This window comes from Bacillus sp. FSL K6-0073, from assembly GCF_038006085.1.
GTDB classification, from domain to species: Bacteria; Bacillota; Bacilli; order Bacillales; family Bacillaceae_G; genus Bacillus_A; species Bacillus_A cereus.
Window position 1 is genome coordinate 1280147 of the sequence record NZ_JBBOUN010000001.1, and the last position, 24149, is coordinate 1304295.

The following is a 24149-nucleotide window of genomic DNA, read 5'->3' on the forward strand; positions in this document are numbered from 1 at the left end:
GGGCAAATAAACAGCCTTCTCAAAGACTCTTTGCTTATTCTACGGGTGTAAACTTTTTTAGTGAGATGTATCCACTAGTGAAACATATTCACTAGTGGAATTTTCACTTTAGCGTGCTTTGTTTTGTTTGGCAAGGAAAAAGCGTTTTACTTTGTTATTTGTATGGCGAATAGGTATGTTATGTTGCGTTAATAAATCAATAAATGCAGCTTTTCCTGTTTCTTCATCTTGCACTTCAAATTCAATTTCATAATCATCGTGATTGTAATAGAAACTATGATCAAAGACAAGCGTTCCGCCTTTAAATAATGTTTCTGCTCTTTCTGTTGTTAAACTACCCATATATGTTAAAGCAGAAACAGGAATTTGTAATTTGTGTAATTGATCTACTACTGCTCCTTGAATGATTGTGTTTGTTTCCATCATCATTTTTGCTTCGTCTTCTGTTACGACTTGATGCGTTTCTAATAAACCGATTTCTGCAGGTTGTTTCAACGTTAACGTATAAGTTTCTCCTTTATGACGAATACGAAGTGCAGAGCCAGCTTCTTTTAACGAGAAGTCAGGTGTTTCAAAGTAGTGATTCACTTGTTTTGTAAATGCTTCAATAGAAAACGATTTACATAATGTATCGAATTCTTCTTTTGTAACGATATTTTTGAATTCAATTTCAATTTCTTGTGTCATTGTATAATCTCCTTTTGAAAAATAATTCTTTACACATTATCGCTTTTTCATAAATTTGGTTCAATGTTTTATTTGTTTGCGTCCATGTTATGATACAATAATACTGTTAAGTAAGACAGGAAGTTGAGATGGAGGAGTTAGAGCATGCAAAATAAAATCCAAGTTAAGAGCGTAGAAAAGAGAGAGAATGCTCTTATTTTTTGTGCGGAAAATAGTGAAATAGAGGTAAAGGAGTTAAGTGCGCGTAATCACGTACTTGTAGACTCAGACAATTTATCATTTTTATATATCTTAGAAAATGAATCATCTTTCATTTATGTAAGTATTCCGCACACATGCTGGGAAGCAATGCATGAAGCGATGAATAACGATGTGGTTATGTTCGTTCGCGTGAATGACATTGAAATGGAATTAGAAGGATTAAAAGAAGAAGTAGAATATTTAGTTGAAAATATTGAAGGTAATGCAAATTACGGAGAAGAACTAGTAACTGCTGTAGAAAAAGTATTTCTATAAGCAAATGGATTGATTTTGGTGGTGGTTGAAATGAATCGAAATTGGGAAGAATTTTTAGCACCTTACCACCAAGCGGTGGCAGAGCTGAAAGTGAAACTAAAAGGAATGCGTACTCAATTTGCAATGTTAACAGAGCATTCTCCAATTGAGTTTGTAACAGGAAGGGTAAAGTCGGTTGCAAGTATTATTGATAAAGCGGAGAAGAGAAATGTACCGCTAGACCGATTGAGAGAAGATATGCAGGATATTGCTGGGCTTAGAATGATGTGTCAATTTGTTGATGAGATTAAGCCTGTTGTAGAATATCTTCGAAAACGAAATGACTTTGAAATCGTGGAAGAACGTGATTATGTTACGCAAAAGAAAGATAGCGGTTATCGTTCTTATCATGTTGTCATTAGTTATCCTGTTCAAACGATTCAGGGTGAACAAAAAGTATTGGTAGAAATCCAAATACGCACGCTAGCAATGAACTTTTGGGCAACAATTGAGCATTCTTTAAATTATAAATATAGTGGACGTTTTCCTGAAGATATTAAAATAAGGTTGCAACGTGCAGCTGAAGCGGCGTTTTTATTAGATGAAGAAATGTCTTCTATTCGTCTTGAAATTCAAGAAGCGCAAAAGGCTTTTTCAAGAAAGCAAGAAACGAAAGATTCTGAATCATAAACTAAAGGGTGTTGGGCGATGAAATTTACAATTATGTCAAAGGGAGATCAATCATCAGATACACTGGCAAGCACGATGAAAGAGTACTTGCTAGATTTTGGATTTATAATGGATGAAAAGGAACCCGATATTGTAATTTCTGTTGGGGGAGATGGAACGCTTTTATATGCGTTTCATCGTTATTATAATCGATTGGATGAAACAGCATTTGTTGGTGTACATACAGGACATCTAGGTTTCTATGCAGATTGGTTACCGACAGAAGTAGAGAAATTAGTAATTGCAATTGCGAAAACACCATTCCAAGTGGTGGAATATCCGCTTTTAGAAGTTATTATTCGCTATGTGAATGGAAGTAAAGAGTCACAGTATTTAGCGATGAATGAGGCGACTGTAAAAAGTGCAGAAGGTACATTAGTAACAGAAGTAGAAATACGCGGAGAATATTTTGAAACATTCCGCGGAGACGGCCTTTGTATCTCTACTCCTTCAGGAAGTACCGCGTATAATAAAGCGCTTGGCGGAGCGATTATTCACCCATCTATTGAAGCGATACAAATTGCAGAAATGGCGTCCATTAACAATCGTGTATTTCGTACTGTAGGATCGCCGCTCGTATTGCCGAAGCATCATACATGTGTGTTAAAGCCAGCTGCAGGAATGAACTTACAAATTACAGTGGATCATTTAACGATGGTTCATCAAGATGTGAAATCAATCCAGTATCGCGTCGCAAACGAGAAAGTACGATTTGTTCGTTTCCGTCCATTCCCGTTCTGGAAACGAGTTCGTGACTCGTTTGTTGCAGATAAATAGAAAGGGTTATATATTTGAACAGATTTACATTGAAATGGGATATAGGGCCGGCTGAAGAGGGAACTTTAGTTAGGGAATTTTTGAAAACGAAAGGTATTTCTAAAGCCGCTTTAACGGATATAAAGTTTCACGGCGGGGCAATTGAAGTAAATGGTCACCATGCGAGTGTTCGTCATCAGTTGCGTGCTGGTGAAGAATTACGTGTCTTTTTTCCAGTTGAGGAAAGAAGTGAAGGGATGAGGGCAGAAGATATCCCTTTAAGCATTGTATATGAAGATGAAGCGGTTCTTATCATTAATAAAGAGGCGAACATGTCAACGATTCCGTCTAGAGAACATCCGACAAGGAGTGTTGCCAATGCGCTTTTATCTCATTATGATAAGCAGCACCTTGCAAGTACAGTGCACATCGTAACACGTTTAGATCGTGATACTTCGGGGCTTATGCTTATTGCAAAAAATCGTTTCGTACATCATCTTTTATCGAAGCAGCATCAACAAAAAGCTGTGAAACGAACGTATGAAGCAATTGTTCACGGAAAGATTGTAGAACGAGAAGGAATGATTGATGCACCAATTGGTCGAAAATCTGATAGCATTATTGAGCGAACGGTTTGTGAGGATGGACAAAGGGCAGTTACTCATTTTAAGGTAATTGATAGTACATATTATAAGACACATGTAGCGCTTGAGCTTGAGACAGGAAGAACGCATCAAATTCGTGTGCATATGGCTCATATAGGGCATCCGTTACTTGGTGATAGCTTATATGGAGGGGGAAGGGATGACATGAAACGGCAAGCACTTCATAGTAAATCTTTGACGTTTTATCATCCTATTTTAGAGAAAGAGATGTCTTTCACTATAAAGCTTCCAAGCGATATGCAAGAAGTGTTGCGGCATACTTAAAAAGGGAACAAAATTCTTATATTATAAAGAATTTTGTTCCCTTTTTTCTTAGCGGAATAATATTAAAATTTGATTTTCACCCGTACGCTTTATAACGAAAAATCCATTTTCGGCTTTTGTAGCAATGCCATTGTCATTTGGACGACAATATCCATGTGCTTCGCAAGTGCCGTCATCACGTACTAACATTTGTCCAATTAATCCGACAGGAAGCCACTCGGCGCGATCCTTTCTTGCTACATATTTGCAAGTTGGATCCCATTCTGTATTTAAAAGAGGTTGTATTTCTTCGGCTTCCGTCCATACATATTGGCGTTTTCCAAAGTTATCTGTTTTATAACGTTTTTGCCAACTTAAAGCCCCGCTATTTCCTATAAGGGCAGGGGTTGCACTAGATATTCCTAAAATGAACGAATCGTGTGAAGTAGCTATCCGAATTTTTTCTTCGCTACTAAATGTAACGAAATAACCGACATCAATAGGTTTATGACCTTCGGTTTCAAACATTTGTGCAAAATCCGTTCCGCTTGCATTGTAAGACGCGCCCTCAATGTACATTTCTCCATTATGAGCAAGCCATTTAGCCCCGATATTATGGTCGGTGTCGCTTACACCATTTGCAATAAACCAAGAATAAGCTTCTTCTGCAGTGCCGAAGCGCCCCATAATATGGCTACCTGCAAAATGAGCTGTTGATGTATGATGACCTTCCGCATGAGAAGAGGATCCGTTAGCGATAGTTGCGGTTCCTTCTGCGTGTGCTGCTTCGCCTAAAGCAATCGTCTGTTTACCCTCCGCATGAGAATAAGCCCCGCCTGCTGTCGTTTCACTTCCCTCACTATGTGAACTATGTCCAGTTGCTTTTGAGTTTGATCCTTCTGCATGAGAGAAAGAACCTTTTGCGTGTGTTAATAAGCCTTCCGCATGTGCTGCCATGCCCTCCGCATGAGAGTGAAGCCCCTCTGCATATGCATATCGGCCGCCCCTTTTAACTTTTGTATTTTCAGGTGTAGGTGTCTCAATTATGAGTGGTTTTTCAATTTGTATATCATTTGATGAAGCTAATGCTTCTTTTATTTTTTTTACTTTGTTTATAATAGCAGCTGGAATTTCTGGTTCCACTTTTTTATTCATTGCTACAGAAATATTTTCTTCCGTCTTTTCTTCTGTTTGGTTAGAATGTAGTATCTGTTCATCTTGATTTGAAAGCTGTTTATTTTTTTGTTGCATCTTTATTTTTCTGCGATCGATTATGCGGCTCATCACAGCATTTTCTAAAGAGACATATGTTGGTTTTACTTTGCTTTTTTTTGATGACTCTTGTTCTTCCAGTTCTTCTATCGCTGCAGCCCGAATACTACACCAGTTGTTAATTCCGTACATGGGCAGATATAAAGGGGGGAATTTTCTTTTTTGTTTAGAAGATTTTTTCTTCATTCTGTCACCTCCTGCGACATTATATGTAGGGTAATTAAAAAAAGATGCACTTTATTGCATCTTTTTTTAATTACTTTACCTAGTTTTATATGAAATCTGCCTAAATAATGCTAAGTAAGGTAGTTATGAAATTGGACGGAATTTCTCAGCGACAAAAGGTAAAGAAGAAGGGACAGAGATAGTCTCCATTTCAGGATAACGTAATCCGGTTAATTTGCCACCAAATACAGCACCAGTATCAATATTGACTGTCTGATTGACGAATCGAGGTTCTGCTACTGGTGTATGTCCATATACAATCCAAGCTTGTCCCTTGTATTCTTGCGCCCAATCGCGACGGACCGGTGAGCCATCGGCATGCTTTTCTCCTGTAATATCGCCATATAATACAAAGGTTTGTACTTTTTTATCTCGTCTTCCTATGAAATCTTGCCGAATCCCAGCGTGACATACGATTACTCTTTTTTCGTCTAGTATGTGGTAGAGTGGTGATTGTTCATAAAGAGTGATAAACTTTTCTTTTATAATGTTTTGCTTATGAGAAGGAAGTGCCTCATATTCAGCAACAGTTGTTTCAAGTCCGTGAGCGACTGTTACATTACGCCCAAGGAAAAATCGATATAGTTTATTACAGTGATTTCCAGGAGCGTAATAAGCTTCTTTTTTATGTATGACAAGTTCCCATACAATTTCAATCATACGTAATGAATGAGGACCACGGTCTGTAATATCGCCAACGAATGCAAGTTTGCGTTGGTCAGGATGAACCGGTAGACCGCTACTCCAGTTATATCCTAGCTTCTCTGTTAAATTTTGAAACTCTTGGAAACATCCATGAATATCTCCTATAATGTCATATTTCATATTTAAACCTCCATCGTATTTTTCATTAGTATATCTAAAAAAGGATAGAGATAAAAATATAGCGTTTTTGTGTTGTTCATTTAAACATAAAGATTTTCGTTCTTGAGCGAACATTTAAAATGAACCCAATCGCAATCATGTATGTAAGCAGTGAACTTCCTCCGTAGCTCATAAGAGGTAATGTTATCCCTGTAATGGGAAGTAATCCGATTGTCATCCCGATATTTTGGAATACTTGGAAAGTAAACATTCCGATTGTACCAGCGCAAATGTAACTACCAAAAGGGTCATTACTTTCTAAAGCAATATGAATCATTCGAAAAATGAGTAAGAAAAAAAGAGAAATAATGACACTTGCGCCTAGAAATCCAAATTGTTCAGCGACATTAGTGAAAATAAAATCTGTATGTGGTTCTGGAAAATATACTTGTCCATTTTCCCACCCTTTTCCTTGCATTTCTCCGGATCCAGTCGCTAAGAATGCTTGTCTTAATTGATATCCTTGTGCATCATATTTGTAAGGTGCTAACCATCCGTAGAAGCGATTTAATTGATATTCTTTTAAAATATGTGCTTTAAAGAAATCTGTGTGAGTAAAAAAAATATATATTAATGTAGATCCAGCCACGAAAGTAGCTGAAACTAATCCGAAAATAAAACGCCATCGTATGCCAGAAACTAGTATCATTGCTGCAAGCATCGCTGAAATGACCATTGTATTTCCTAAATCTGGTTCCTTTGCGATGAGTAGTAGTGGTGGCAAACTTGTTGCAAATATTTTTCCAAGTAGTAAAAAATCGTCATGTATTGTTTGGGAAAAATATTTCTCATTATGGTTTGCTATAATTCGTCCAATGACGATAATTAAAAATAATTTCATAATTTCAGAAGGCTGAAAATTTCCGATGCCTGGGAGCCTGTACCAAGCGGTAGCGCCTTTAATTGTAACGGCACCTGGTACTTGAAGTTCTAGTCCAATAAGTAGTACCATTGCAAAGCTGTACAAATACCAAGCAATTTTTTGATAACGATCGAAGTCGATAATCATAATAACACCAATGGCTATAAATCCAATGAAATACCATTGGATTTGCTTTAGTACAAAATTGACGTTTTGTAAAAATGGCGGTAAAGAGGCTTGCGCACTTGCAATAGCACAACAACTAACAATCCCAATGGCAAATAAAATAAATAGTAATACGTAGTCTATTTGATATTGAGAATTTGGATCTTTCAATGTAGGTATTCCTTTCTACTGCTCTTTATAGTAATGGATTTTATCCCGCATTAATGGGCAGTAAGACCCCTACCTCAAAATTCAGCGAAAGCGAAGAAGTTAGGTGGGGGATCAACTGCCCGTAAAAGCCCGATTGGTGAGAGCTGATTAAAGTTTCACTTTATAGTATGAGAAAGAATGTATGAACTATACGAATGATTCACATATAGTCCATACACTTTTAATTTTGCAGAGTAGTTTAATTGTTTAACTCTTTAATAATTATATCCAAACAATGGGAAAGACGTACATGTGCGTCAGGAAAAATATCTAGTTGATGAAGATAGTATTTTAAGGAACTTTTACACCATTGGTAAGCACTAAGTAGAGCTGCTCTATAGTCTGTAGTATTTTGTAAAAAGCCATATTCTTTTGCTGTTATAACGAGGTGTGTGAAATCTTCACAACCTTGAAGGAGCTTATTGTGTATTTGTTGTCCAGCATGGTAGCGAAATTGACTTAAAGGCTCAGAAATGTATATTGCATTTCCTTTAGAAAGTAAAGAAATCCATGAGGCCATATCAACACTACAAGAATATTGTCGCTCTTTAAGGGTGCCAAAAGGTTCAGTGAGCAATTCCTTTCGGAACAAAGTAGTTGTAGGCTCACCAATAATGTTGTGTCCGCCCTTTAACATCCAATTACCTAAAAATATCCCGTTTAATGGGGTGTCTTCACTATATAACCTTTGTGTTGGATGGGAATCACCTATTAGATTTCCATGATCATCAATACGTACTCGATAAGAAGTAACAAGAGCAAGGTTTTTATTGAGATCTTGCTCAAAATAGGCCATCATTTTTTGTATTTTATGCTTATAAAACACGTCATCGTCCATTAAAAAATTTATATACTCACCATTTGATTTTTCTATGAGCATAAGGTCATTGTGAAATTGTCCTAGAGTAGGGATATTTCGAATGTATGTTATATTTTTATAATTTGGTAAGTATTGTTCACGTATTAAAGTTGCTGTTTCATCATTTGTACTATCATCTCCGATGATGATTTCAATATTAGAATAAGTTTGTGCCAATGCACTTTCTAGAGCAATTTTGAAATAATGAGGCCGATTATAAGTGGGAATAAGGATGGAAACGAGAGGCGGATTTTTTTCATTTATCATACATAACTTCCTTTCAGAAGCTTTTTTTTGTAAGAACAATATCTTGGTAACTTGTATATTCATGTCTGCCGCACCATAAACCGTAATGCGGCTTATTGATTATTTCTAGGCCGTACTTATTCAATAGATTGCAAATATCTGTTTCAGGATAAGCAACTGCGAAATTCGGAATATCTTTATTTACAACGTAGCAATTTTCGATTCGATGATAAAAACCTAGTGTACTTTGTCCTGCATTTAAATAATAGGACGATTCAGGATTTATAAGAAAGAATGTAATGAAACATCTCCCGTCTTTTTTTAATACACGTACAATTTCAGATACGTAATGTTCTAATTCTTTTGGGAGAAGATGCGTAAATACAGAAGTTAAAAAGATAAAATCGAATGTCCCGTCTTCATAGGGAAAACGATATTGAGAGGCATCTTCTTTTCCTTCTGGATTATAGAATTGATTGTATATGTCAACATGTTCAAAGTGAAAATTATTACGCATAGTTGAAATGTTATTTTGACACCAAGTAATTCCATCTTTAAACAAATCAAATCCATAATACGCTCCATCATCATGTAAGTAATTCAATAATGGTACAGCCATTCGGCCGACGCCGCAGCCTACATCTAATACTTTTTCATTTGGTTTTAAAGCGCCAATTTGAATAAAATGCTTTAGGAACTCTTTTCCAACTTTTTTGAAGTCGCCACCTACATATTGGACGAGTTCAGGAGGGGGGAGTAAAGTCATTTCTTTGTTAAGTTCGCTCATGAGTATACCCCTTTCTTGTATGAGAAGATGCAGTAAATCTATTAATAAAATTTTCAATTTGTAGTGAGAGAACACAGGAAAACAATTGTTATATGTAGGGAGATTCCGAAAAAGAATACTTAATTGGATTAGAAGTAAGAGAAGAATGAGTGAAAATGGAATCTCCTATAGATTAAATCTTTTTTATTCTTTTCTCCAATAAACACCAAATACATCAATTTTAGTAATAGGGGCTTTTAAATTCCGTTGATTTCTAAAGTCTGTCACAGCCTCAGCGCATGGTGGTAGCCCGTAGTCATCGATAATTATATAGCCACCTTTAGAAACTTTATCATATAAGTTCACGAGACCATCCATTGTGGATTCATACATATCACCATCAAGCCGTGCAATTGCAATTTTTTCAATTGGTGCTGTTGGTAAAGTATCTTTAAACCAGCCTTTTAAAAATTTCACTTGATCATTTAGTAAATCATATTTTTTGAAATTCTCTTGTACTTGTTCTAAAGAGACGCGTAAGTAATCGAATGTGTGTAAATAATCACCGTAATCTTTTGGATATTGTTCTAGATTCGGTGCTGGCAAACCTTCAAATGAATCTGCAACCCACACATTACGATCCGTAATGTTGTTTGCTTGTAAAAAACCATTCATAAAAATGCATGATCCTCCGCGCCATACACCTGTTTCAATAAAATCACCTTCTATATTTTCACGAACAACGGTTTCCATCGCCTCTTGTAATTGGTTCATACGTTCTCGACCAATCATGCTATGTGCTGCTCTTGGCCAATCCATTCCATCATGGCGTTCACTTTTTGAAACATTTGGTTTTACAATTTTTAAGTTATGGTTTTCAGCATATTGCTTAATGAATAAAGGGAGGGGGACTGTAACTGGTTCGAATTCTGGTTCTTTCGAAATATGTAGAGATGCGGGTAAGTATGCCTCATATTCTAACCATATTTCAAATAAAATTGTCTTTTTTAGCAATTCGAGGTAAAGCTGAACAGCAGATTTACTTTCCATATTTGTGCCTCCTGCAAAATGTCATACAACAATATGATTATGTACATAATGAACGTTTCATGATTGAATTTGAAATTGAAAAAGCAGTAAAACTGATATCAGTTTTACTGCTAAGTAAAAAATTAAGCAATTTTTTCAATAATAATGGATGCACTCGTGCCAAGAGCTAATGATAACCCAAGTCCTGTAACAATTACTTCAACTAATGATGGAGTTGTCGTAATTTGCGTAATGGCTTGAACAACGATAGGTGATCCAACTGAAATTAAACTCGTTCCAGTACCTGGTACAGGTACTCCGTTCACTTGGATTGTAAGACCTCCTAATAGACTTACTGCTGCAGTGTATACGATAACAGTAATTTTATAGAATCCAGTTTCACTAATTACGAAAGTATCAGCATCTAATTGAGAAATTGCTGTACCAAACTGAGATCCAACAGTATTAAATGGTACTGGAGCATTGAGTCCAAGATCCAAAGAAATCCCAGCGGAGTTAAATGCATATAGTCCTGCTGGAAGTCCTAGTCCTGATGGTCCAGTAGGTCCCGTAGGTCCAGTAGCCCCAGTTGGTCCAGTAGCTCCAGTTGGTCCAGTAGCCCCAGTGTCACCAGTCGGCCCCGTAAGTCCAGTAGCCCCAGTGTCACCAGTCGGCCCCGTAGGTCCAGTAGCCCCAGTGTCACCAGTCGGCCCCGTAAGTCCAGTAGCCCCAGTGTCACCAGTCGGCCCCGTAGGTCCAGTAGCCCCGGTGTCACCAGTCGGCCCCGTAGGTCCAGTAGTCCCAGTGTCACCAGTCGGTCCCGTAGGTCCCGTAGGTCCAGTTGGCCCAGTCGGCCCAGTCGGTCCCGTAGGTACAGTCGGCCCCGTAGGTCCGGTCGGTCCCGTAGGCCCGGTCGGCCCAGTCGGAAGGGTAAACGGTGGTATCGGTGGTAATGTAGGTCCTACAAGATTAGGGTCAAATGCACTAGCTGATAAAGATTCATCGGGATTTAATCCATTTGAATAATTATTATTTGACATAAATTCACCTCCATAAAGCGTTCATTATATAGTAGATGCAAAACCGAAAGAAAATGACACGGACATTTGAATTATTGAAAAGAAATCTTAAACTACTTGAACAATTTAAAAAAATGGAAAGTTTAGTATATGTATAACATATGATTGATTTGGAAGAGGGTGATTATGTTGAACAAGCAAGGAATTACAATTAGTTTATGTATGATTGTTCGAGATGAGGAGGAGACAATAGCCCGTTGTTTAGACACAGTTGAAAAAATTGTGGATGAAATTATAGTGGTTGATACAGGCTCCGTCGATCGAACGAAAGAAATCGTAGAGAAATACACTTCTAACATATATGATTTCCAGTGGATTGATGATTTTGCAGCAGCAAGAAATTTTTCTTTTTCAAAAGCGACGCAAGAGTATATATTGTGGCTAGATGCAGATGACGTCTTATTAGAAGATGCTCAAGAAGCATTGAAACTTTTAAAAAGAGAATTAGATCCTAAAATTGATGCTGTTTCGATGCCTTATCACCTTGCAATGGATTCTAACGGGAAACCTTTATATTGTACAAAAAGAAATCGACTTGTAAAGCGTGAAAAACAATTTCAATGGTTTGGAAAGGTTCATGAGTATTTAGCTATTTCTGGTGAGGTTTTTAGTAGTAATGTTGCTATTACACATAAAAAAGAAAAAAAAGTAACAAATCGTAATTTGAAAATTTTTCAAAATACTGTAGCGGCAGGTGAAGAATTAAGTCCGAGAGATTTATTTTATTACGCAAATGAATCTACGGATAACCAAAAATATGATGATGCAGTTCTTCTATATGAAACATTTCTTAATCAAGACGAAGGATGGTATGAAGAGAAAATTTATGCATGTGGTAAGTTAGGAGATTGCTATGCAAAGCTCGGAATGTGGGAGAAGGCAATCGAATCTTGTGTGAAGTCGTTTCGGTATGACGTCCCTAGAGGAGAGAATTGTACAAGAATAGGATATATATATATGGAACAAGAAAAATATAATGAAGCGATATTTTGGTTTAAACTTGCTACGGAAGTACCAATGGCAACGGAAAGTCCTTTCCATAGTCCAGCTAGCTACACATGGCTACCCTATTTACAAATGTGTATTTGTTATAGCAGGTTAGGAGAGCAGGATAAAGCATATTATTACAATGAATTAGCAGCTTCTTATGTTCCGAATAATGCTGCAATTGAATATAACCGTAAATATTTTCGTGGAGTTTTTGATAAACCATATAAAGCGTAATAGGTTTCGTTTTTTGTAGAAATGATTTATCGTTATTCTAACTCTAATAGATTGGTTATATATTAGAGTATCAGTAACGTAACCAATATAGATAAAAAATTTTATACTGCTATTTGCGGACTAATAATCAATGGGGAGGAACAAAAACTGCACTTTATAGAATTCATATGAGATTTATATTTCTAATTCAATTTGCATAAGGAGTGTGTGAAATGAATCGCGAAAAAAGTTCTTTATATGAAGAAAAATCCGAACATTATTATAATGCAGCGAATCCGAATTTATTAAAGCATATAAAAAAGGAATGGAAAGAAGTTCTTGATATTGGTTGCTCGAGCGGTGCATTGGGAGCGGCTATTAAAGAAAATGGTACACGTGTATCAGGAATTGAGGCGTTTCCAGAGGCGGCAGAAAAAGCGAAAGAAAGACTAGATCATGTTATTTTAGGGGATATAGAAAAAATAGATCTTCCTTATGAGGAGGGGCAATTTGATTGCGTCATATTTGGGGATGTATTAGAGCATTTATTTGATCCGTGGGCTGTAATAGAAAAAGTAAAGCCATATATAAAGCAAAATGGTGTGATTTTAGCAAGTATACCAAACATTGCTCATATTTCAGTATTAGCTCCCTTACTTGCTGGAAATTGGACGTATACAGAATATGGTTTATTAGATAAAACACATATTCGTTTCTTTACATTTAATGAAATGCTAAGAATGTTTTTAAAAGCAGGATATGTTATTAGTAAAGTAGATCGTGTATATGTTGATCATAAAATGTATGAACCGCTTATTGAGGAGTTATATGGAATTTGTAAAAAATATCGTCTTGGAAGTGGCTTCATGGCTGAGACAGTTGTATTTCAGTATATTATTGAAGCTGAAAAATCACAATTATGAGTGCTGCAGACAAAACAATATTATTTGTTACATGTATAAATGATCGGAAATTGTATGCAAACTGCGTGCGTCATATATTGCAATTGTTAGTACCGCCAGGGTATATTGTACAATTTATGCCGATTCGAAATGCGAAAAGTATGACGAGTGGATACAATCAAGCCATTTCGCATCCAGCGAAGTATAAAGTTTATTTACATCAAGATGTTTTTATTATAAATAGGGCTTTTTTATACGGATTACTTCAATTATTTGAGGAACATGAACACCTTGGGATGATTGGGATGGTTGGAGCGCAATATGTTCCTCCGACTGGCGTATGGAACGAAGGGCGTGGAATTGTAGGAAAGGTCATTGGTTATATGAATGATTTGTTTTATATGGCAAGTTTAGAACAACCGTATCATGAATCAAAAACATTTATTCCTGTAGAATGTATTGACGGTTTATTAATGGCGACACAATATGATGTTCCGTGGCGAGAAGATTTATTTGACGGATTTGATTTTTATGATGTATCTCAATCATTTGAATTTAAAAAAGCAGGATATACAGTCGGTGTACCTGTACAGCGCGATGCTTGGTGTATCCATTATCATTTTGATGTGAATATGACGAACTATGAAAAGTATCGGAAAATATTTGTGGAACACTATATGTCAGATGTAAATAAGGAAGAATAAAAGGGGGGACAAAAATGAAAGATCATACAATATTAGTCGTTGTTTGTGTAAATAATGAGGAGCTTTTCAAACAATGTGAGAGCCAAATAAGAAACATTTTTGTTCCCCCAGGTTACACAGTACAAATTTTTCCGATACGAGATGCACAAAGTATGGCAAGTGCTTACAACCGAGCCCTTTCATATCCAGCGAAATACAAAGTGTATATACATCAAGATACATATCTTATTAATCGAGACATGTTTTCTACACTTATATCTCTTTTTAAAGAAAATGAAAAGCTTGGTTTAATAGGAGTCGCTGGGGCTCAGTTTTTACCGAATAACGGGATATGGTGGGAAGGGAAAAATTTAGTAGGGAAAGTGATTGAGTATAGAAGACGGAATTATCAATTATTAAATTTAGATCAGGTTTTTTATGGCAATCAACCATTTTTGTCAGTTCAGGCAATTGATGGTTTATTCATGGCAACGCAGTATGATATTCCGTGGCGAGAAGATTTGTTTCAAGGGTTTCACTTTTATGATGTGTCACAGTCTTTAGAGTTTCAAAGGGCTGGTTATTTAATCGGTATCCCAAATCAAGCAAATTTATGGTGTATTCATTACAACGGGGATGAGTTTGATGCGGATACATATGAGAAGTACCGGAAAGTGTTTGTAGAACATTACAAAGATATATTATCTCCATCATAAAGGAGAGATGCAAAGTGAAAGGAATTATTTTAGCAGGTGGTACTGGATCGAGATTATATCCAATAACGAAAGTAACGAATAAACATTTACTTCCTGTTGGTCGGTATCCGATGATTTATCATGCGGTATATAAGCTAAAACAATGCGATATTACAGATATTATGATTATTACAGGTAAAGAGCATATGGGGGATGTTGTTAGCTTTTTAGGGAGTGGTCATGAATTTGGAGTGTCCTTTACGTATCGTGTGCAAGATAAAGCGGGCGGGATCGCACAGGCGTTAGGGCTTTGTGAAGATTTCGTCGGGAATGATCGTATGGTAGTTATATTAGGGGATAATATTTTTTCAGATGATATTCTTCCGTATGTTGAAGAGTTTGCAAACCAAAAAGAAGGTGCGAAAGTGCTATTGCAATCTGTAGAAGATCCCGAAAGATTTGGCGTAGCACATATTCAAAACCGAAAAATAGTTGAAATTGAAGAAAAGCCGAAAGAGCCGAAAAGTTCTTATGCGGTTACGGGAATTTATTTGTATGATTCGAAAGTCTTTTCTTATATTAAAGAATTAAAACCTTCTGCACGGGGGGAACTTGAAATTACAGATATAAATAATTGGTATTTAAAGCGAGGGGTACTTACTTATAATGAAATGAGCGGCTGGTGGACTGATGCGGGAACTCATGCTTCGCTTCAAAAGGCGAATACGTTAGCACGGGATATTAATTTTGGGAAACAGTTTAACGGAGAATAGGTGAGAATATGAAAGTTGTAGAAACAAATTTTACCGATGCAAAATTGTTAGAACCGAGGTTGTTTGGAGACGATCGTGGCTTTTTTTCAGAGAGCTATAATAAGCAGGTGCTAGAAACATTAGGGATAACGTATTCATTTGTACAGGATAACGTATCTTATTCGGCTAAGGCAGGAACGATTCGGGGACTACACTTTCAAAAAAATCCGAAAGCACAAACGAAACTCATTCAAGTTATGCAAGGGGCAATTTATGATGTTATCGTTGATTTACGAAAAAAATCACCGACATTTAAACAATGGAAAGGATATATTTTAAGTGCAGATAACCATCGGCAATTACTAGTGCCAAAAGGGTTTGCACATGGATTTTGCACGCTTGTCCCGCATACTATCGTTATGTATAAAGTAGATGAATATTATAGCGCAGAGCATGACTCAGGATTACTTTGGGAAGATAAAGATTTAGCAATTCCTTGGCCAGTAACCGATCCTATATTGTCCGATAAGGATCAGATATTACCATTACTAGAGGAATATGAAGATAGTTTTTAAGTAGGAGAGTTGTTTATGAATATATTAGTAACAGGTGGGGCTGGATTTATTGGAAGTAATTTCGTTCATTACATGCTACAAAGTTATGAAACATATAAAATTATTAATTACGATGCATTAACATATAGTGGGAATTTAAATAACGTAAAATCTCTTCAGGATCACCCGAATTACTCTTTTGTAAAAGGAGAAATTCAAAATGGAGAGCTATTAGAACACGTTATAAAAGAGCGAGACGTACAAGTGATTGTAAATTTTGCAGCTGAATCACATGTGGACCGTAGTATTGAAAATCCGATTCCTTTTTATGATACAAATGTAATTGGAACGGTCACTTTATTAGAACTAGTTAAAAAATATTCGCATATAAAACTTGTGCAAGTGTCAACGGATGAAGTGTATGGCTCTTTAGGAAAAACAGGGAAGTTTACAGAGAAAACACCGTTAGCTCCAAATAGTCCATATTCTTCAAGTAAGGCGAGCGCGGACATGATAGCTCTATCTTACTATAAAACATATCAATTACCGGTTATAGTAACGCGTTGTTCTAACAATTATGGACCGTACCAGTATCCTGAAAAATTAATTCCATTAATGGTTACGAATGCACTAGAAGGAAAAAAACTACCGCTATATGGTGATGGTTTAAATGTAAGAGATTGGTTACATGTAACGGATCATTGCAGTGCGATTGATGTTGTTCTGCATAAGGGACGTGTCGGAGAAGTATATAATATAGGTGGAAATAATGAAAAAACAAATGTAGAAGTTGTGGAACAAATTATTACTCTTTTAGGAAAAACAAAAAAAGACATTGAATATGTTACAGATCGTTTAGGGCACGATCGTCGTTATGCGATTGATGCAGAGAAAATGAAGAATGAATTTGATTGGGAACCGAAATACACGTTTGAACAAGGATTACAAGAGACGGTGAAATGGTATGAAAAGAATAAGGAATGGTGGAAACCACTAAAAGACCAGTAAGGGGCATGTTAAATGAAAGAGAGGGTTATCATAACAGGAGCAAACGGTCAATTAGGAAAGCAACTATTTGAAGAGTTAGACTCTGAAGAATATGATATATATCCATTTGATAAAAAGTTATTAGATGTGACAAATATATCCCGAATACAACAAGTGGTACAAGAAATAAAACCACATATAATTATTCATTGTGCTGCCTATACGAAAGTAGATCATGCGGAGAAAGAACAGGATTTTGCGTATAGAATAAATGCAATCGGAGCTCGAAATGTAGCGGTTGCTTCACAATTAGTAGGGGCGAAGCTAGTTTATATTAGTACTGATTATGTATTTCAAGGTGCCAGACCAGATGGATACGACGAATTTCATAGTCCAGCGCCGATAAATATATATGGGGCCTCTAAGTATGCGGGGGAGCAGTTCGTCAAAGAGTTACATAATAAATATTTTATCGTTCGCACATCGTGGCTATATGGTAAATATGGAAATAATTTCGTGAAAACGATGATGCGATTAGGAAAAGAAAGAGATGAAATATCCGTTGTAGCGGATCAAGTTGGCTCTCCTACGTATGTGGCGGATTTAAATATGGTTATTAATAAGCTCATTCATACTTCTTTATACGGTACATACCACGTATCAAACAGTGGTTCATGCTCTTGGTTTGAATTTGCACAAAAGATATTTTCGTACGCCAATATGAAAGTGAATGTATTACCTGTTTCAACGGAAGAATTCGGGGCTGCAGCTGCGAGACCCAAATATTCTGTTTTTCAACATAACATGCTACGATTAAATGGTTTTTCACAAATGCCGTCTTGGGAAGAAGGATTAGAGCGGTTTTTTATAGAAACCAAAAGTCATTAACAAATTTCTGTTAATGACTTTTTTGTTTGCCTTTAAGCGGTTTTATGGTACTATAATTATAGTATCAGGTACTAATAACAAGTATAAGTATTTCTGGGAGGATATATCATGGAACTATTACAAGGGAAAACATTTGTTGTTATGGGCGTTGCGAACCAAAGAAGTATTGCATGGGGAATTGCTCGCTCTTTGCATAATGCAGGTGCAAAATTAATATTCACATATGCAGGAGAACGTTTAGAAAGAAACGTTCGTGAATTAGCGGACACATTAGAAGGACAAGAATCACTTGTATTACCTTGTGATGTAACGAATGATGAGGAACTTACAGCTTGCTTTGAAACAATTAAACAAGAAGTAGGTACTATTCACGGTGTAGCACATTGTATTGCTTTTGCAAATCGCGATGACTTAAAAGGTGAGTTTGTAGATACTTCTCGCGATGGATTTTTACTTGCACAAAATATTAGCGCATTCTCTTTAACAGCTGTAGCAAGAGAAGCAAAAAAAGTAATGACAGAAGGCGGAAATATTTTAACGTTAACATACCTTGGCGGCGAGCGTGTTGTGAAAAATTATAACGTTATGGGTGTTGCGAAAGCTTCATTAGAAGCGAGCGTGAAATATTTAGCGAACGATTTAGGTCAACACGGTATTCGTGTTAACGCTATTTCTGCAGGACCAATTCGTACGTTATCTGCAAAAGGTGTAGGCGATTTTAACTCAATCTTAAGAGAAATTGAGGAGCGCGCACCACTTCGTCGTACAACAACGCAAGAAGAAGTTGGCGATACAGCAGTATTCCTATTCAGTGATTTAGCACGCGGTGTAACAGGAGAAAACATTCACGTTGATTCAGGGTATCATATCCTAGGATAAATATAATATTAATTTTTAAAGGACAATCTCTAAATGCTGAGATTGTCCTTTTTATTTGTTCTGAGAAAGAACGATTTTTAACGAAAGTTCTTACTACGTAATGAATATAACTATAATAGTACACGATTTATTCAGCTACGTATGGAAGTGGGAGGGACGAGTGTGAAGAATAAAAATAAAAGTTCAACAGTTGGAAAACCGTTGTTATATATCACGCAAGTAAGTTTAGAACTTGCTGCACCGAAAATCAAAAGGATTATTCTGACAAACTTTGAAAATGAAGATCAAAAAGAGAAAAGTAATGGACATGAAAATATTGTAAGCAGTGCTGTGGAAGAGGTAATAGAACAAGAACAACAAGAAGAGCAGCAAGTGGAAGAAAAAATAGAAGAAGAAAAAGAAGAACACATAGAACAAGAAGAGCAAGAACCAGAATCAGTAAGAACTGTCCCGTATAATAAATCATTTAAGGATATGAATAATGATGAAAAAATTCATTTTTTACTAAACCGCCCTCATTACATTCCGAAAGTAAGATGCAGAATAAAAACAGCTACAGTCTCATATGTTGGATCGATCATATCGTATCGTAATGGCATTGTATCTATTATGCCGCAAAATAGTATGAGAGATATTAGGTTGTCTATAGATGATATCCAATCGATTAGTATGGCCGGTTTTTAAATATGTAAAGGTGGTAGAAAGCTTCTACCACCCCAATAGTTTTTTAGTTTACTTTACGATAGAAACGTCGCGTAAGCATTGAATCGCACAGAAACAGCTTAAATCAACAGTAATGCAAGTAGTTGTAGATATTAATCTTGCATTTGGTACAGCTAAAAACGTACAAATTGGATCGTCACCAGGTGGTACCGGAGAACTGTCACCTAATACTACAGTTAATACACGTAGCACAGCACAGCTATCATCATCTACACTTTCCACACGGAAAATTGGAGATCGGCAGCTAGTAAGGCTTGCTGATGGTGCGAATGCTTCAAAAGGTTCTCCAGTTTTTGTGTATAAAATAAAAGGGCGTGTATTTGCTACTGATGCAGTATTGTGTGCACCTAAAAATGGGATTTCACAACCAGATCCACATGTTGTTGTAGAACAATCTTGTAATTCATTGATGAATTTTACAACGTCAACTACACAATGAGAAGAGCCATGGTGTTTATTTTCGTTACAACTCATTAATGTCACTCCTTATCTTCTTGTTTGTATTTACATTAATAAGATATTGGAGTCGAGGAGATTTGGTCACAATCTCAAGACCTTTTTTTTTAAATAGGCGAAAGAGGATAAGGGAAGGTGAAATTATGCTGTTTACAAGCTGGCTTTTATTTTTTATTTTCGCGTTAGCAGCTTTTAGGCTCACTCGTTTAATTGTATATGATAAAATAACAGCCTTTTTGCGAAGACCATTTATTGATGAATTAGAGATTACGGAGCCGGATGGAAGTGTATCAACGTTTACAAAAGTGAAAGGTAAAGGATTAAGAAAGTGGATTGGCGAATTATTAAGCTGTTATTGGTGTACAGGTGTATGGGTTAGTGCTTTTTTATTAGTTTTATATAATTGGATCCCTATCGTTGCGGAGCCGTTACTTGCATTATTAGCTATTGCAGGTGCAGCAGCAATCATTGAAACGATTACAGGATATTTTATGGGAGAATAATATATTTTCATAATACGAGAAAAAGCGGAGTTTAAAAGAATGAGGGAACGGAAATAAAAAGTTGTTCATATAGTAAATAGACAGAATTGACAGTAGAGGAGATGTTTGCTGTGAGCAATAATCCAAGGCAAAATTCATATGACCTGCAGCAGTGGTATCAAATACAGCAACAACACCAAGCACAACAACAGGCATATCAAGAACAATTACAACAACAAGGATTTGTGAAGAAAAAGGGATGCAATTGCGGGAAAAAGAAGAACACAATAAAACAATATGAAGAATGAAACACTCATGCTACTGTGAGTGTTTTTTATTATGTATAAAAAGCGGTATTTCTGTATTAGAAATACCGCTTTTTACTAGCTAATTTGTGCAACTGTTAATGCTGCCGCACGGATGTCTACAGTTCCAATTAACTCAACTGGCACAATTTGAATTAAGTCACCAGGATTTAAGTTAATAAGAATGACACCACTGGATACATCTACTTCACCAGTACCAATAACGTTAGAACGAACTGCTGTACCTGATCCAGGAATAATATTAGCTGGTGTATTTAATGATAAGAAGAAACGACCAGCTTCTGGTGCAGTAGGTACGTTATCAAGACTAATTGTTAATGTATAACTAATTTGATAAATACCAGCTCGTAGAATTCGAATGCCATCTCCGACACTTACTGTATCGTTGATTACAGGAACAGTAATATTTGGGTTTGGACTTACACTAGGTAATAGTAGTGGTGTAAATAGTGAAGCGAACTGAGGTGCAGAAGCATTGAAAGCAAAACCAAAGGCAGGTAGTGTACTAGCTGGTTTTGCCTCGCAATCGATTTTAGTAAATTCGCAATCAGAAGAGAACATGTTTTTCACTCCTTTATCTGTTTCTACTTTCAGTTAATGAAAAGGACAGGTTCTATGTTCTAGACAAGTTCCCAATTTTAAGAAATTTACATAAGAATACTCTTTAAGCATGGATTGGGTGGCAGAATTATCTGCCACCCAATCCATGCTTAACTCATTATTTAGTTTTAAATAGAAACATCACGTAAGCATTGAATAGCGCAGAAGCAACTTAAATCAACAGTAATGCAAGTGGAGGTTGATATTAGTCTTGCATTTGGTACAGCTAAAAACGTACAGATTGGGTCGTCACCAGGTGGTACAGCGGTACCATCACCTAAAACTACAGTTAATACACGCAATACAGCACAGTCGTCATCATCTATACTTTCTACGCGGAAAATGGGAGATCGGCAACTAGTAAGGCTTGAAGATGGTGCAAATGCTTCGAAAGGTTCTCCGGTTTTTGTGTATAAAATAAAAGGACGTGTATTCGCTACTGATGCATTGTTATGTGCACCTAAAAATGGAACTTCGCAACCAGATCCACATGTTGTCGTTGCACATTCTTGTAGTTCATGTATAAAACGAACGACATTCGATACACAGTTGAAATCACACTCATGTTGATGATCTTCATTACAATTGCAGCTCATTATGTTCACTCCTTCTCGTGAGTTCTGACATACACTATTACAATATGAGTGGGATATGGCTGATATTACGTTAATTCTCACGATAAAAACAAGGAATTTATATAGGAGGGATGTACATAGCGTGATATAAAAAAAGACATCCTTATTTAGTGGATGTCTTTTCAGGTAAATCTTTTCGCACAGTATATAAAAAACGAGATATATCTAATTTCTTTCCTCTGAAAAATTGCGGAGAAGAAATGTAAAGTTCTTCTTTCGCACGTGTAATGGCGACATACAGTAACCGGCGTTCTTCTTCTAACGCTTCAGAAGTTTCCGTAACACGATCATTTGCATCTTTTAAAGAAGAAGTATGGGGCAGGATTCCATCACTCGCTCCAAGTAAAAAGACACATGGAAATTCAAGGCCTTTTGCGTTATGAATTGACATAAGTGAAACGGCATCTTTTTGCGGCATTGTTTTTAATGCTTCCATTTCTTTTTGACCTTGAATCGCCTCGTCGATAAATTGTAAATAAGCTGGAATATCGGTGAAACGAGTGGCAGACTCCATTAATTCTTCCAACATTTCTTCTTGTATGTCTTTATGCATTGTAAAGGAAGAACGATCGTTACTTTGCAAGTACTCTAAATATTTTCCTTTACCATGAATGATTTCTTTTAATGCTTTTTTCGGTTCTAATTCTTTAATAAACTTAATAAAATCGATGCGCTCATTTACCTTTTTCACTTGAAAAGGTTTTAAGCTTGGATTTAATAGTAAGAAATGAAGAAGAGAAGGGAAGCGCCCCTCACCATATTTCCATTGTTCACGTTCAATAAATGAAATACAATCATCACGTCCGATATACATCGTCGGCAATATGTTTGAAAGGGATTCTAGTCGAAACGGCTCAATCACGAGTCTTAAATGATCTAATACAGGCTTAATTAAAGAATGTTCATAAAATGATTGGCTCGCCCCGTGTTTAATAAACGGGATTTTATGAATGGTAAGCTGATCAAGTAACGAACGACTTACAGAATGTGTGCGATACAGTAAACAAAAATCTTTATAGTTTCGTTCACCGCTATCTACTTTTTCTTGAATGAGCTGTAAAATTTGATTTGCTTCATCAAGAGTCGTAGCAGGTCTTGAATAAAAAGGTTGTACACCTTCCTCACGAACGGAGTATAGCTCTTTATCAAAACGTTCTTGATTTAATTTTATAACTTCATTTCCAAGCCCGACGATAAAGGGATTGGATCGATAATTCGTATTTAGTGCAATGATTGTTGTGTTATCAAATTCTTTTGGAAAAGATAAAATAATTTGGTGACTTGCTCCTCGCCAGCCGTATATCGCCTGGTCGTCATCACCTGCGATAAATAAATTATTTCTTGGCGTGGCTAACAATTTTACAATTTCATATTGTGCATAGGATGTATCTTGAAACTCATCTACTTCAATGTAGTGAAAACGTTGTTGTAATTGAGTTAGTAAAGGAGCATTATTTTCTAACATATAATATGTTTCCAATAAGATGTCATCGAAATCAATATAATTGTATCTTTGTTTTACCTCTTCAAAACGTTCGTATACTTCTTTAAATTCTTGTTCGACTGGTGTTTTCGCTTTTACATCTTTCGGACGATTTAATTTGTTTTTCTCAAGTGAAATCATCGCGAGCATCGTTTCCGCATCGTAATCGTCTTTTAAACGCAATTCTTTTAAAATTTTTTTTATCATAATTTGTTTATGTTTTTCATTTGCTAAAATTTGCTGATTATACCCTTGACTACGAAGCAATTTTAAGAAAACAGAGTGGAATGTACCAGCAACAACGTAGCTACTTGCTGCATGATTCATACCTGGTAACTTCGCAACACGACTTCGGATTTCTTCAGCTGCTTTTTGTGTAAATGTAAGTAATAAAATATTTCGTGGATGAACTTGTTTTACATTTACTAAATAACCAACGCGAGTTGTTAAAACAGATGTTTTCCCGCTTCCGGCACCAGCTAGTGTAAGAACAGGACCTTCTGTTGTGCGCACGGCTTCTAATTGTTTTTCGTTTAAAAAAACATTTTGTTGCTCGAGAGCGCGGAAATAAGCCGCATCTACATCTTCTTCCATAATTAAATGGGTAGATGTTTTTGGAATATGAAATGTCGCACGCGGAATATCAGCGTGTGTTAACGATTTTTGTGAAAATTTTTCTTGTGTCATATGTTCACCTTCAAAACTATAGCATCAACATTTAACTTTAGCGGAAGAAAAAGAAAATAGCA

At 36.3% G+C, this 24149-nt stretch carries 28 protein-coding genes; 16 read left to right on the plus strand and 12 right to left on the minus strand.

What is annotated here, in order from left to right; all coding sequences use genetic code 11:
- Nucleotides 1–108: 108 nt before the first annotated feature.
- Complete coding sequence (locus MHB52_RS06715; protein ID WP_061664359.1) at nt 109–687, minus strand: CYTH domain-containing protein; 579 nt, start codon at nt 685–687, stop codon at nt 109–111.
- A 144-nt stretch (nt 688–831) separates the two neighbouring features.
- On the opposite strand from MHB52_RS06715, the gene MHB52_RS06720 reads away from it, so the two are divergent.
- From MHB52_RS06720 to MHB52_RS06735, 4 genes are read left to right on the plus strand one after another with little or no spacing between them, the layout of a single operon-like run.
- A complete protein-coding gene (locus MHB52_RS06720; RefSeq protein ID WP_001180003.1) occupies nt 832–1203 on the plus strand; it encodes a UPF0738 family protein in 372 nt (123 codons plus the stop codon).
- A gap of 30 nt (nt 1204–1233) precedes the next feature.
- A complete protein-coding gene (locus MHB52_RS06725) occupies nt 1234–1872 on the plus strand; it encodes a GTP pyrophosphokinase (RefSeq protein WP_001081482.1) in 639 nt (212 codons plus the stop codon).
- Between the two features lie 18 nt (nt 1873–1890).
- Nucleotides 1891–2688: an NAD kinase gene (locus MHB52_RS06730; RefSeq protein WP_000673190.1), complete on the plus strand. Its 798-nt coding sequence runs from the start codon at nt 1891–1893 to the stop codon at nt 2686–2688.
- 14 nt (nt 2689–2702) lie between these two features.
- Nucleotides 2703–3596 (plus strand): RluA family pseudouridine synthase, encoded by an 894-nt coding sequence (locus MHB52_RS06735; protein WP_016117420.1) that lies wholly within the window; start codon nt 2703–2705, stop codon nt 3594–3596.
- A 48-nt stretch (nt 3597–3644) separates the two neighbouring features.
- On the opposite strand, the gene MHB52_RS06740 is transcribed toward MHB52_RS06735, so the two are convergent.
- The 7 genes from MHB52_RS06740 to MHB52_RS06770 all read right to left on the minus strand — a co-directional run bounded on the left by MHB52_RS06740 (nt 3645) and on the right by MHB52_RS06770 (nt 11113).
- Nucleotides 3645–5033, minus strand: coding sequence for a peptidase G2 autoproteolytic cleavage domain-containing protein (locus tag MHB52_RS06740; RefSeq protein ID WP_044795511.1), 1389 nt, complete (start codon nt 5031–5033; stop codon nt 3645–3647).
- Nucleotides 5034–5156: 123 nt separating this feature from the next.
- The gene (gene prpE, locus MHB52_RS06745; RefSeq protein WP_044795510.1) at nt 5157–5897 is read right to left on the minus strand and encodes a bis(5'-nucleosyl)-tetraphosphatase PrpE; all 741 of its coding nucleotides are present in this window, start codon (nt 5895–5897) and stop codon (nt 5157–5159) included.
- 76 nt (nt 5898–5973) lie between these two features.
- Complete coding sequence (locus MHB52_RS06750; RefSeq protein WP_061664358.1) at nt 5974–7134, minus strand: FtsW/RodA/SpoVE family cell cycle protein; 1161 nt, start codon at nt 7132–7134, stop codon at nt 5974–5976.
- A 238-nt stretch (nt 7135–7372) separates the two neighbouring features.
- Nucleotides 7373–8299, minus strand: coding sequence for a glycosyltransferase family 2 protein (locus MHB52_RS06755; protein WP_061664361.1), 927 nt, complete (start codon nt 8297–8299; stop codon nt 7373–7375).
- A 13-nt stretch (nt 8300–8312) separates the two neighbouring features.
- A complete protein-coding gene (locus tag MHB52_RS06760; protein WP_001292836.1) occupies nt 8313–9065 on the minus strand; it encodes a class I SAM-dependent methyltransferase in 753 nt (250 codons plus the stop codon).
- A gap of 183 nt (nt 9066–9248) precedes the next feature.
- Nucleotides 9249–10094: a TylF/MycF family methyltransferase gene (locus MHB52_RS06765; protein ID WP_000444389.1), complete on the minus strand. Its 846-nt coding sequence runs from the start codon at nt 10092–10094 to the stop codon at nt 9249–9251.
- Between the two features lie 122 nt (nt 10095–10216).
- Nucleotides 10217–11113, minus strand: coding sequence for a BclA C-terminal domain-containing protein (locus MHB52_RS06770; protein WP_063264011.1), 897 nt, complete (start codon nt 11111–11113; stop codon nt 10217–10219).
- A 165-nt stretch (nt 11114–11278) separates the two neighbouring features.
- Here MHB52_RS06770 and MHB52_RS06775 point away from each other — a divergent pair, with 165 nt between their 5' ends.
- The 10 genes from MHB52_RS06775 to MHB52_RS06820 all read left to right on the plus strand — a co-directional run bounded on the left by MHB52_RS06775 (nt 11279) and on the right by MHB52_RS06820 (nt 19379).
- Entirely contained in the window at nt 11279–12376 is a 1098-nt protein-coding gene (locus MHB52_RS06775; RefSeq protein WP_000932907.1) for a glycosyltransferase, read from the plus strand.
- 212 nt (nt 12377–12588) lie between these two features.
- A complete protein-coding gene (locus MHB52_RS06780) occupies nt 12589–13278 on the plus strand; it encodes a class I SAM-dependent methyltransferase (protein WP_061662856.1) in 690 nt (229 codons plus the stop codon).
- The gene (locus MHB52_RS06785; protein WP_001271183.1) at nt 13275–13961 is read left to right on the plus strand and encodes a glycosyltransferase family protein; all 687 of its coding nucleotides are present in this window, start codon (nt 13275–13277) and stop codon (nt 13959–13961) included. The genes MHB52_RS06780 and MHB52_RS06785 overlap by 4 nt, the downstream gene beginning before the upstream one ends.
- Before the next feature lie 14 nt (nt 13962–13975).
- Nucleotides 13976–14656: a glycosyltransferase family protein gene (locus tag MHB52_RS06790; protein WP_000651520.1), complete on the plus strand. Its 681-nt coding sequence runs from the start codon at nt 13976–13978 to the stop codon at nt 14654–14656.
- A 14-nt stretch (nt 14657–14670) separates the two neighbouring features.
- On the plus strand, nt 14671–15408 hold the full coding sequence (locus MHB52_RS06795; RefSeq protein WP_000676160.1) for a sugar phosphate nucleotidyltransferase: 738 nt from the start codon (nt 14671–14673) through the stop codon (nt 15406–15408).
- A gap of 8 nt (nt 15409–15416) precedes the next feature.
- Nucleotides 15417–15962 (plus strand): dTDP-4-dehydrorhamnose 3,5-epimerase, encoded by a 546-nt coding sequence (gene rfbC, locus MHB52_RS06800; RefSeq protein ID WP_000869413.1) that lies wholly within the window; start codon nt 15417–15419, stop codon nt 15960–15962.
- Between the two features lie 15 nt (nt 15963–15977).
- Entirely contained in the window at nt 15978–16949 is a 972-nt protein-coding gene (rfbB, locus tag MHB52_RS06805) for a dTDP-glucose 4,6-dehydratase (protein WP_001024171.1), read from the plus strand.
- 12 nt (nt 16950–16961) lie between these two features.
- The gene (rfbD, locus tag MHB52_RS06810; protein WP_000664648.1) at nt 16962–17816 is read left to right on the plus strand and encodes a dTDP-4-dehydrorhamnose reductase; all 855 of its coding nucleotides are present in this window, start codon (nt 16962–16964) and stop codon (nt 17814–17816) included.
- A gap of 108 nt (nt 17817–17924) precedes the next feature.
- Entirely contained in the window at nt 17925–18695 is a 771-nt protein-coding gene (gene fabI, locus MHB52_RS06815; RefSeq protein ID WP_000421886.1) for an enoyl-ACP reductase FabI, read from the plus strand.
- Between the two features lie 162 nt (nt 18696–18857).
- Nucleotides 18858–19379: a spore coat CotO family protein gene (locus tag MHB52_RS06820; RefSeq protein WP_016117424.1), complete on the plus strand. Its 522-nt coding sequence runs from the start codon at nt 18858–18860 to the stop codon at nt 19377–19379.
- Between the two features lie 48 nt (nt 19380–19427).
- Here MHB52_RS06820 and exsY read toward each other — a convergent pair whose 3' ends face one another.
- Nucleotides 19428–19892, minus strand: coding sequence for an exosporium assembly protein ExsY (exsY, locus tag MHB52_RS06825; RefSeq protein WP_001277740.1), 465 nt, complete (start codon nt 19890–19892; stop codon nt 19428–19430).
- Between the two features lie 125 nt (nt 19893–20017).
- Here exsY and MHB52_RS06830 point away from each other — a divergent pair, with 125 nt between their 5' ends.
- Complete coding sequence (locus tag MHB52_RS06830) at nt 20018–20377, plus strand: DUF1360 domain-containing protein (protein WP_000899662.1); 360 nt, start codon at nt 20018–20020, stop codon at nt 20375–20377.
- Between the two features lie 101 nt (nt 20378–20478).
- Nucleotides 20479–20664 carry a hypothetical protein gene (locus MHB52_RS06835; RefSeq protein WP_033682795.1) on the plus strand — a complete coding sequence of 62 codons (186 nt, stop codon included), beginning with the start codon at nt 20479–20481 and terminating at the stop codon, nt 20662–20664.
- A 75-nt stretch (nt 20665–20739) separates the two neighbouring features.
- On the opposite strand, the gene exsF is transcribed toward MHB52_RS06835, so the two are convergent.
- From exsF to MHB52_RS06850, 3 genes are all read right to left on the minus strand, one after another.
- Nucleotides 20740–21243, minus strand: a complete 504-nt coding sequence (gene exsF / locus MHB52_RS06840; protein ID WP_000492942.1) for an exosporium protein ExsF — start codon at nt 21241–21243, stop codon at nt 20740–20742.
- A gap of 167 nt (nt 21244–21410) precedes the next feature.
- Nucleotides 21411–21878 (minus strand): spore coat protein CotY, encoded by a 468-nt coding sequence (cotY, locus tag MHB52_RS06845; protein WP_001277719.1) that lies wholly within the window; start codon nt 21876–21878, stop codon nt 21411–21413.
- Between the two features lie 142 nt (nt 21879–22020).
- Nucleotides 22021–24087 (minus strand): ATP-dependent helicase, encoded by a 2067-nt coding sequence (locus MHB52_RS06850; RefSeq protein WP_044795499.1) that lies wholly within the window; start codon nt 24085–24087, stop codon nt 22021–22023.
- Between the last annotated feature and the right edge of the window lie 62 nt (nt 24088–24149).

Bases quoted from the DNA above. Each gene is read 5' to 3' on its own strand.
- MHB52_RS06715 (WP_061664359.1), bottom strand. From the start codon at position 687: ATGACACAAGAAATTGAAATTGAATTCAAAAATATCGTTACAAAAGAA.
- MHB52_RS06720 (WP_001180003.1), top strand. From the start codon at position 832: ATGCAAAATAAAATCCAAGTTAAGAGCGTAGAAAAGAGAGAGAATGCT.
- MHB52_RS06725 (WP_001081482.1), top strand. From the start codon at position 1,234: ATGAATCGAAATTGGGAAGAATTTTTAGCACCTTACCACCAAGCGGTG.
- MHB52_RS06730 (WP_000673190.1), top strand. From the start codon at position 1,891: ATGAAATTTACAATTATGTCAAAGGGAGATCAATCATCAGATACACTG.
- MHB52_RS06740 (WP_044795511.1), bottom strand. From the start codon at position 5,033: ATGAAGAAAAAATCTTCTAAACAAAAAAGAAAATTCCCCCCTTTATAT.
- prpE (WP_044795510.1), bottom strand. From the start codon at position 5,897: ATGAAATATGACATTATAGGAGATATTCATGGATGTTTCCAAGAGTTT.
- MHB52_RS06755 (WP_061664361.1), bottom strand. From the start codon at position 8,299: ATGATAAATGAAAAAAATCCGCCTCTCGTTTCCATCCTTATTCCCACT.
- MHB52_RS06760 (WP_001292836.1), bottom strand. From the start codon at position 9,065: ATGAGCGAACTTAACAAAGAAATGACTTTACTCCCCCCTCCTGAACTC.
- MHB52_RS06765 (WP_000444389.1), bottom strand. From the start codon at position 10,094: ATGGAAAGTAAATCTGCTGTTCAGCTTTACCTCGAATTGCTAAAAAAG.
- MHB52_RS06770 (WP_063264011.1), bottom strand. From the start codon at position 11,113: ATGTCAAATAATAATTATTCAAATGGATTAAATCCCGATGAATCTTTA.
- MHB52_RS06775 (WP_000932907.1), top strand. From the start codon at position 11,279: ATGTTGAACAAGCAAGGAATTACAATTAGTTTATGTATGATTGTTCGA.
- MHB52_RS06780 (WP_061662856.1), top strand. From the start codon at position 12,589: ATGAATCGCGAAAAAAGTTCTTTATATGAAGAAAAATCCGAACATTAT.
- MHB52_RS06785 (WP_001271183.1), top strand. From the start codon at position 13,275: ATGAGTGCTGCAGACAAAACAATATTATTTGTTACATGTATAAATGAT.
- MHB52_RS06790 (WP_000651520.1), top strand. From the start codon at position 13,976: ATGAAAGATCATACAATATTAGTCGTTGTTTGTGTAAATAATGAGGAG.
- rfbC (WP_000869413.1), top strand. From the start codon at position 15,417: ATGAAAGTTGTAGAAACAAATTTTACCGATGCAAAATTGTTAGAACCG.
- rfbB (WP_001024171.1), top strand. From the start codon at position 15,978: ATGAATATATTAGTAACAGGTGGGGCTGGATTTATTGGAAGTAATTTC.
- rfbD (WP_000664648.1), top strand. From the start codon at position 16,962: ATGAAAGAGAGGGTTATCATAACAGGAGCAAACGGTCAATTAGGAAAG.
- fabI (WP_000421886.1), top strand. From the start codon at position 17,925: ATGGAACTATTACAAGGGAAAACATTTGTTGTTATGGGCGTTGCGAAC.
- exsY (WP_001277740.1), bottom strand. From the start codon at position 19,892: ATGAGTTGTAACGAAAATAAACACCATGGCTCTTCTCATTGTGTAGTT.
- MHB52_RS06830 (WP_000899662.1), top strand. From the start codon at position 20,018: ATGCTGTTTACAAGCTGGCTTTTATTTTTTATTTTCGCGTTAGCAGCT.
- MHB52_RS06835 (WP_033682795.1), top strand. From the start codon at position 20,479: ATGTTTGCTGTGAGCAATAATCCAAGGCAAAATTCATATGACCTGCAG.
- exsF (WP_000492942.1), bottom strand. From the start codon at position 21,243: ATGTTCTCTTCTGATTGCGAATTTACTAAAATCGATTGCGAGGCAAAA.
- cotY (WP_001277719.1), bottom strand. From the start codon at position 21,878: ATGAGCTGCAATTGTAATGAAGATCATCAACATGAGTGTGATTTCAAC.
- MHB52_RS06850 (WP_044795499.1), bottom strand. From the start codon at position 24,087: ATGACACAAGAAAAATTTTCACAAAAATCGTTAACACACGCTGATATT.